The 7,852-nt window shown below is 67.9% G+C and carries 6 protein-coding genes; 2 read left to right on the top strand and 4 right to left on the bottom strand.

Translation table 11 applies throughout. The annotated features are described in order from the left end of the window. On the bottom strand, window positions 1–1,529 hold a 1,529-nt coding region (locus tag AC5RUJ_RS07560), incomplete at its 3' end, for an MFS transporter (protein WP_494155725.1). Window positions 1,530–1,898: 369 nt separating this feature from the next. Between AC5RUJ_RS07560 and AC5RUJ_RS07555 the strand changes: the two genes are divergently transcribed. Next, the gene (locus tag AC5RUJ_RS07555) at window positions 1,899–2,567 is read left to right on the top strand and encodes a phosphoribosyltransferase (protein ID WP_494128765.1); all 669 of its coding nucleotides are present in this window, start codon (window positions 1,899–1,901) and stop codon (window positions 2,565–2,567) included. A gap of 117 nt (window positions 2,568–2,684) precedes the next feature. Here the strand turns inward: AC5RUJ_RS07555 and AC5RUJ_RS07550 are convergent, their stop codons facing one another. Next, window positions 2,685–4,076 (bottom strand): MFS transporter, encoded by a 1,392-nt coding sequence (locus tag AC5RUJ_RS07550; protein WP_494000088.1) that lies wholly within the window; start codon window positions 4,074–4,076, stop codon window positions 2,685–2,687. Window positions 4,077–4,409: 333 nt separating this feature from the next. On the opposite strand from AC5RUJ_RS07550, the gene AC5RUJ_RS07545 reads away from it, so the two are divergent. Continuing rightward, window positions 4,410–5,123, top strand: a complete 714-nt coding sequence (locus AC5RUJ_RS07545) for an IclR family transcriptional regulator (RefSeq protein ID WP_494022848.1) — start codon at window positions 4,410–4,412, stop codon at window positions 5,121–5,123. 48 nt (window positions 5,124–5,171) lie between these two features. On the opposite strand, the gene AC5RUJ_RS07540 is transcribed toward AC5RUJ_RS07545, so the two are convergent. Then, window positions 5,172–6,488 (bottom strand): MFS transporter, encoded by a 1,317-nt coding sequence (locus tag AC5RUJ_RS07540; protein ID WP_494128766.1) that lies wholly within the window; start codon window positions 6,486–6,488, stop codon window positions 5,172–5,174. Window positions 6,489–6,570: 82 nt separating this feature from the next. Next, window positions 6,571–7,852 (bottom strand): SbcC/MukB-like Walker B domain-containing protein (locus AC5RUJ_RS07535; RefSeq protein WP_494155724.1); only part of this gene is annotated, 1,282 nt, incomplete at its 5' end.

Here is a 7,852-nt window from a genome sequence, read left to right as displayed (position 1 = left end):
CTGGAACTGCGGGAGGCGCGGCGGGCGTCGGTTCCGGCGATGACGAGCGTGGCGACAACGGACGCGGCGGTGACGGCCAGTCCGGCGGTGATCGCCTCGGTCCAGCCTGACCGGGCCTGGACGGAAAAGGCGACGGCGGTGATCACCGCGATGCCCACGGCGGTGCCGATGCGCTGGGCCGTCTGCAGCACTCCCCCGGCGCTCCCCGCGTACTCCAACGACACGTCGGCCAAAGTCAGCGTCTGGTTGGGGGTGATAATGAGGCCCTGCGCCATGCCGATGAACGACAGCGTCAGCAGCATCCACCAGATGCTGAGCAACCCGGCTGCCTCCAGTTGGATGACGGCGATGGTCGACGCCAGCCCCAGCAACGCGCAGAGGATCCCGGCGACGATCATTTGCCGCCCACGCTCCAGCACCCGCTTGCCGGACCAGTGCGACGAATAGGCGCCGAGCAGCGCGGCAGGCAGCCCGATCAACCCCGCCTCCAGAGCGCTGCCGCCCAGCCCCTGCTGGATGTAGAGCGCCACCAGCACCCACACGCTGGTCACGCCCATGAAGTACAGGCCGGCGATCAGCGAGCCGGCGGAGAAGCTGTGGGTGCGGAAGATCCGCAGGTCGACCATCGGGCTGCGCCCGCGGTGGCTGTAAGTATGTTCCCACCACGCCCACAGCGCCAGCAGTCCCGCGCCGCCGGGAAGCAGCAGCCAGATCCATGCACCGGCCCCGCGTTCGACGAAGGGCAGCAGCAGCGCCAGCACCGACAGGCCCAGCAGCACGGCCCCGACGGGATCGAGGTCGCGTTCGGGCTTGGTCACCCGGGGCAGGCCGGGGGCGCCTTCGCGGTCTGCTTCCCCGGGACGGTCACCGGCACTGCGCCGCGGTTTGAACCACATCAGCGCCAGCACGATGGCCAGGATCCCGACCGGTACATTCACGAGGAAGGTCCAGCGCCACCCGTCCTGGACACCGGCGAACTCAATGATCGTTCCGCCCAACAGGGGCCCGACGGCCACCGACACGCCAATCACGCTGCCGAGCGCCCCGTAGGCACGGCCGCGTTCCGCACCGCGGAAATACTGCTGGATCATCCCCACGGCCTGAGGATTCAGCAGGCCCGACCCCAGGCCCTGCACGAAGCGGGTGATGTTCAGGCTGAGCGGATCCGGAGCGAGTCCGGCGGCCACCGAGGAGAGCGTGAAGAGCGCGACGCCGGCGATGAACAGCGGGCCGCGGCCCAGAATATCGCCCGCCCGTCCGGCGGCCACCAGCACCACACCAAAAGTCAGCGCATAGCCGGAGAGCACCCACTGGAGGTCCGAGTCCGACGCGCCCAGTCCGGTTTGGATGGACGGCAGCACCACGTTGACGATGCTCACGCTCACCAGCGACATGAAGATGGCCACCAGCAGCACGGCCAGGATCCGCCACCGGCCGGGGTCGGGGACGAAGCCGGCCTCGGTGCCGTCGGGGCTGGCCGGTCGGGGCGCTGATCGGTTCTTTGGAGCGGGGTCGGAGGCTTGGGTCACCTACCATTCATACGCCGGGACGGCTCCGCTGCCAAACCGCGCGCCTGCGGCGACAGCCGCGTTAAACGAAAGAGCCGGAGCGGCAGGCGTTGGGGGAATCCTGCGGGTCCGGCTCTTCCACGGCCGGACCCAAGTCCAGCCGACGCGATGCGGGCCCCCGTTCCGAGCCCCACCGTTGTCAAGAGCATATCCCGCGGGCATCCGACCCGCGATGGGGAGAACTACCCATGCAGGTTAAGCGGTCTATCAGGGCTGTTGAGTATAGCCGCTTCGTTGGGCCGGCCGAACGCCCGCCACGTCACGTTCCGCCGCCGCGGCCGGCGTTCGCTCCCCCTCGCGACCCGGGAGACGCAAGAGGATACTGAAACCGTGGGACTGTTGAGCGGAGCACCTGCCCCTTTCGCCGATCGGCCCGATGCCGCCCGGCAGCTGGCGGCCGAACTGGCAGCATACCGCGGCCGCGGCGATGTCACCGTGCTCGGCCTGGCACGCGGCGGCGTCCCGGTGGCCGCGGTGTTGGCGAAAGAACTGGCCGCCGACTTCGACGCGCTCATCGTCCGCAAACTAGGCATTCCGGGCCAGCCGGAGGTCGCCTTCGGTGCCTTGGCCGCGCATGGCGGGCACACCGCCGTCGTCATGGTGGAACCGATAGTGGCAGAACTGCGCCGCCGCAATTACAGCGAACAGCGGCTGCAGGAGGTCCAGGACAGGGAACGGGCCGAACTGAAGCGGCGGCAGGAAGCGTATCTCCAGGGCCGGACGGCAGAGGTGCGCGGCCGGACCACGATCCTCTGCGATGACGGGTTGGCCACCGGCGCCACCATGAAGGCTGCGATCAACGCCGTACGGCAGAGCGACCCCCGCGAGATCGTCGTCGCGGTGCCGGTGGGCCCGCCGCAGGCCTGTGCCGAGCTCCAGAAACTGGCCGATGCGGTGATCTGCCTGCGCCAGCCGCGCAATTTCAGAGCCGTCGGCGAGGCCTACCAATACTTTAGCCAGGTCAGCGACGACGAGGTCATGGCAGCGCTGCCCCCGTAGCGGCGGCCGCCGCCAGGTTAAAGCACAGCGGACCGCCGCCGGCATCGCTGCCGGCGGCGGTCCGTCTCTGCAGTCCCGCGGAGGCCTTAGTTGGTGGCCTCTGGTAACTGGCGGGACTTAGCGGTTCTCGCGCGCTTCGGGGTGCTGCTGCAGGTACTCCTGGTGTGCTTCCTCCACGCGCAGGTTCTTGCCCTTGGTCTCCTTGACCACGGAGACCGCCACGAGCGAGATGACGCACAGCACCATGATGTAGATCCCGATGGAGATCGTGCTTCCGGTCCGGCCCAACAACAACTCGGCGATCAACGGAGCGAAGGCACCGCCAAGGATGGCACCAATGGCGTAGCCGATGGAAACGCCCGAGTATCGGACGTTGGCCGGGAACATTTCGGCATAGAGGGCCGACTGCGGGCCGTAGGACAGGCCCAGACCGATGGTCAGCACGAACATCGCGATGCCCATCAGCAGAATGCTCGCGGTGTCGATGAGCATGAACATGGGAATCTGCCACAGCAGGACCCACACGTAGCCAATCTGGAAGGTGCGGATGCGGCCGATCTTGTCGGAGAGAATTCCGCCGTACATGGTAAAGATCAACCAGCCGAAAGCAGCAAGCGTGGTGGCCAGCAAGACCGATGGGCGGTCCATCCCCAGGCCTCCGGCGTCCGCCGGCTTGGTGGCGTAGGAAGCGAAGAACGCGATCAGCAGGTATCCGGCGGCATTGTTGGCAATGAAGATCAGCGCGGTGAGGATGACCTCTTTCCAGTTGTGCTTGAACAGCTGGCCCAGCGGAGCGGCCGATTCCTTCTTGCGCTCCTGCATCTCCTTGAAGACCGGGGACTCGGACACGGAGCGACGGATGAAGTAGCCGACCAGGATCAGCACGACCGAGAACAGGAACGGTACGCGCCAGCCCCACGCAAGGAAGGCATCCTCGCTGAGGATAGTGGTCATCAGCCACATCACACCGGTGGCAAGGATCATGCCGATGGGAACACCGATTTGCGGGTATGCACCGAAGAAGCCGCGCTTGTTGACCGGCGCGTGCTCCACGGACATCAGCGCGGCGCCGCCCCATTCGCCGCCGGCCGAGAATCCCTGCAGGATGCGCAGGAACACCAACAGGATCGGGGCCGTGATCCCGATGTCCCCATAGGTCGGCAGCACGCCGATCAGGAATGTCGCGGCGCCCATGAGCACCAGCGTGAAGACCAGCATCATCTTCCGGCCCAAACGGTCGCCCAAGTGGCCGGCGACGATGGCGCCGAGCGGGCGGAACAGGAAGCTGATACCCAGCGAGGCCCAGGAAACGATCTGCGCCAGGCCGGCGCTCTCCTGGGACAGCGGCGCGAAGTACAACGTAGCCAGCACCAGGCCGGCGGCTTGCGCGTAAATGAAGAAGTCGTACCACTCGATGGTGGTACCGACCAAGGTGCCCGCGAGCACCTTGCGCTCTTCACGGCGGGCTGCTGGGCTGAGGTTGCCTGCCAGCTCTTCTGACGTTGACATATTTTCTCCGTTGAATTCACAGAACGGTTACCGAACGGTCGGTAATGTGACTGGAGCCATATTACCGGACAGTGACGGGCCACACATAGCGCCGCCATATCATTTCCATAACGCCCAAACGCTGCCGTGGTGCGCCACGACGTCGCTCTCCTGTGGGAACGACCGGAGCCCGTGAGCGCACCACACCCCAAAGAAGCTGCCGAGCACGGCGCTGCGTTCTATAGTTGGACGCTTTGTCCCGATATAGAACAATGGGACCTGTGAGGGCCGGCACAAGCACTGTGACCGGTTCCCGCCGCATTTCCCGTGCAGGACTTTCCAGAGGATGTACCGATGAGCCAGACCCCCATCAAACCCGCCCCGGCGCACTCGCAGACCCTGTCGCGCGGCATCAGGGCCCTGGAGATCCTGGCGGAGGCGCCGTCGCCGATGACGATCGCCGAGTTGTCCGAGGCGTTGGGGGTGCACCGCTCGGTCGCCTACCGGATCCTGCGCACGCTCGAGGACCATTCGCTGCTGATGCGCGATTCGGCTGGCAGGGTGCAGGCGGGGCCGGGCCTGGCCGCGCTGGCCCGGGGTGTTTCGCGGGACCTGCAGTCGGCGGCGCTTCCGGAGCTGACAGCACTCGCCAACGACCTGATGATGACGGCCTTTGTCGCGGTCTGGGACCAGCACGACTGCGTGACGCTGCTGACCGTGGAGCCGCGGCATACGACGGCACTGGTGCAGCGTCCGGGCACCCGGCATTCCTTTGCCGCGGGAGCCCCGGGCATCGCCATCCAATCGGCCCTGACCCGGGACCAGTGGGAGCAGCATGCTCCGGGCCAGCCGATCCGTCCGGAGGCCCGGCTCGCCAAGGCCGCCGGGTATGCCATCAGCCATGACGAGGTCATCCCCGGCGTCTCGTCGGTCGCCGTGCCGGTCACCGTCCCGGGGCAGCTCCCGGCTGCCGTGGCCGTGGTCTACATCCGGACCGACACTCCGGATGAGCAAATTGCCGAGGCCTTGAAGCGCTCGGCCGCAGTCATCGAGGCGGAGCTGCACTAAGCCCGGCCACGCCCCGCGGCGGCGGCTGCAGGAGCAAGGGGGCGGCGGTCAGGCGTCCCCGCGGCGCCGGACGACGGCGGCAGCGATCAGGCCAAGCACCAGCAGCATGGCTGAGGCGGCAATCGACACCAGGAACGCACCGGAGTGTCCCAGGTTCTCGGCCAGCGCCCCGGCTACCGCCGAACCAATGGCAGATCCGAGGACGACGCCGCTGGCGAGCAGCGTCATCACCGTGCCGAGCCGCTCGTCCGGAGCGACCAGGCTTCCGATGCCGTAGATGGTGACCATGGTGGGTCCGACGGGTACGCCGACCACCAGCAGCACGAGAATCATCGGCAGCACGTCGGCGGGCAGCAGCAGCAGGACGCAGAACGCCGTCATCGCCGCCGCGCACACGACCCAGCGGCTGGAATGTTTCCACCGTGCGGGCCAGTAGGCCACGGACAGCGCACCGAAGGCCGACGTCAGGCCCAGCAGCGCATACAGCAGGCCCGCGGTGTCGGCCGCGCCGAAGCTGCCGCCGAAGGCACTCAGGGCGTTCTGGGTTGCGCCGAAGAACACGCCCATGGCCACCATCCCCAGCACGGGGATGGCCACGAGCGGCCAGTTGATCCGCACCGGCGAGGCGGCCGCAGCGGCTCCGGGATGCGCCTTGACCAGTCCGGGCGTCACCGGGACGACCGCACGGTAGGTGGGGTGGACGGCAAAGGCAGTCACCATCGTCACGGTCAGGGCGGCGGCCAGCACGAAGGGCAGCCACGGGGCAATCAGCGCCGCGAGCAGCCCGACCAGGGCCGGTCCGAGCACGAACGTCAGTTCGTCGGCGGTGCTCTCGTAGGACAGCGCCGTGTCCAATACCGGCTTGTCCTTGCGGGTCATCGCCATCCAGCGCACCCTGGCCAGCGGGCCGACCTGCGGACAGGTGGCCCCGACGGCGAAGGACGCCGCAAGCACGGCCACGGGGCCGGCTCCACTGTCTCCGATGTAGACGCAGGTCAGCAGTACGGCAATCGCGCAGGTGTGTGCGGCAGCCGCGACCAGCAGCACGGGCCGCTGACCGACCCGGTCGGCAAGATAGCCGAAGAGCGGCGCGCCGGCGGCCGAGCCGATGCCTACGGCACCTGCGGCGAAACCGCCCGAGGCGTAGGATCCGGTGCTGACGGTGACCAGTGTCAGGGCGCCGACCGTGAGCATCGCCAGCGGCAGCCGGGCAAGGAATCCGATGGCCAGAAAAGAGGTTCCGGCCATCCGCGCCAGCCGCGCGTAGCGGCCGAAGGGGTTTCGGGTCTTGCGACGTCGGCGGCCGGAGGTGTCGTTGCCGGGGGCTTGTTGCTGGGCGGGCGCACCGGAATCAGAAGCAGTCATCGGTTTTTCCGTTGGTTCGAACCGCGCATCGTCCCGCCTCCCGATGCGCACAACCCGGATAACATAACCATCATACCGGTGGTCAGGCGGCCCCGGTGAGCACGGTGCGGACGGAGGAGCCGTGGCGCCCCTTCGTGACTTGGAGCTGGGCGCCGATGCGCTGCTTCATCTCCGCTACGTGGCTGACCAGGCCGATGACCCGGCCCCCGTCACGCAGTCCCTCCAACGCATCCATCACCTGCTCCAATGCCTGCTCATCCAGGCTGCCGAATCCCTCATCGACGAACAACGTCTCGATGTCCACGCCGCCTGCCTCTGCCTGCACTACGTCGGCCAGGCCGAGTGCCAGCGCAAGCGAGGCCATGAAGGATTCGCCGCCGGACAGGGTGGAGGTGCCGCGCCGCTGCCCCGTCCATTCGTCGCTGACGTGCAATCCCAGGCCCGACTTCTTGTTGCCGGACTTCGAGTCGTCGTGGACCAGGGTATAGCGCCCGTCGGTCATGGCAATCAGGCGTTCGGAAGCCGCCGCCGCAATCTGCTCCAGCCGCGCAGCCAGGACGTAGGTGGTGAGCGTCATCTTGCGTTCGTTCTCGCCCAGTCCCCTGACCGTGTCCGCCACTGACTGCAGGAGCTCGTGCCGTTCCGCGATCGGGGCCAAGCGGACTTGTTCCTCGTCGAAACGCCGGCGGTAGCTGGCAAGTTGTTGCTGCGACGCAGTCAACACCCCGTGCCGCACGTGGTGCTCCTGCACCAACCCGTCCAGGACCGCGGCTTCCCCGCGTGCCGCGTCCAGTTCCGCGGTCCCCGGCAGTGTTTCGCCCTTCTCGAGCGCGGTGCGGGCACGGACGACGGCTTCGGAGGACTCCAGCACCTGCAGCCGCTGGCCTGCTTCGGTGTAGGCGGTGTGGCGGCGCTGCAGTTCCTGCAGCTGTGCCGGTGCCAGCAGGGACACCCGGATTTCGTCTTCGGAGGCGAAGCTGGACTGCCCGATGGCCGAGGCCAGATCGGCTTCGGCCTGCTCCAACGCGTTGCCGCAGTGGCGGTGCTGTCCCAGGACGTCCAGGGCAGCGGCCAGCAGTTGGTCGAGGCGGGACAGCGAGGCCGCGTGTTCGTGCAGGCTGCCTCCGTCCGGACGGGCCTCGCGCAGCTTCTGCTCGAGTTCCTGCACGCGTTCCCTCCCGGCCTTGAGGTCGGAATCGGCGGAGGCCTTGGCCACGGCCAGAGCCGACAGCTGCCGGCCGTTCTCGTCGAGCTGCTCGGTCGTGGCGGCCGCCCGTTCCTGCAGTTTTGTGCGCCGTTCCCGCACCCCGACGGCCTCGTCCAAACGGGCACGGGCGGCGACGACGGCGGCGGCCGCTTCGGCG

This window comes from Arthrobacter sp. Y3223164 (assembly GCF_059091005.1).
The sequence above is the reverse complement of the archived record's forward strand: the minus strand, read 5'-3'. Positions and strand labels throughout refer to the sequence as shown.

Bases quoted from the DNA above. Each gene is read 5' to 3' on its own strand.
- AC5RUJ_RS07550 (WP_494000088.1), bottom strand. From the start codon at position 4,076: ATGTCAACGTCAGAAGAGCTGGCAGGCAACCTCAGCCCAGCAGCCCGC.
- AC5RUJ_RS07545 (WP_494022848.1), top strand. From the start codon at position 4,410: ATGAGCCAGACCCCCATCAAACCCGCCCCGGCGCACTCGCAGACCCTG.
- AC5RUJ_RS07540 (WP_494128766.1), bottom strand. From the start codon at position 6,488: ATGACTGCTTCTGATTCCGGTGCGCCCGCCCAGCAACAAGCCCCCGGC.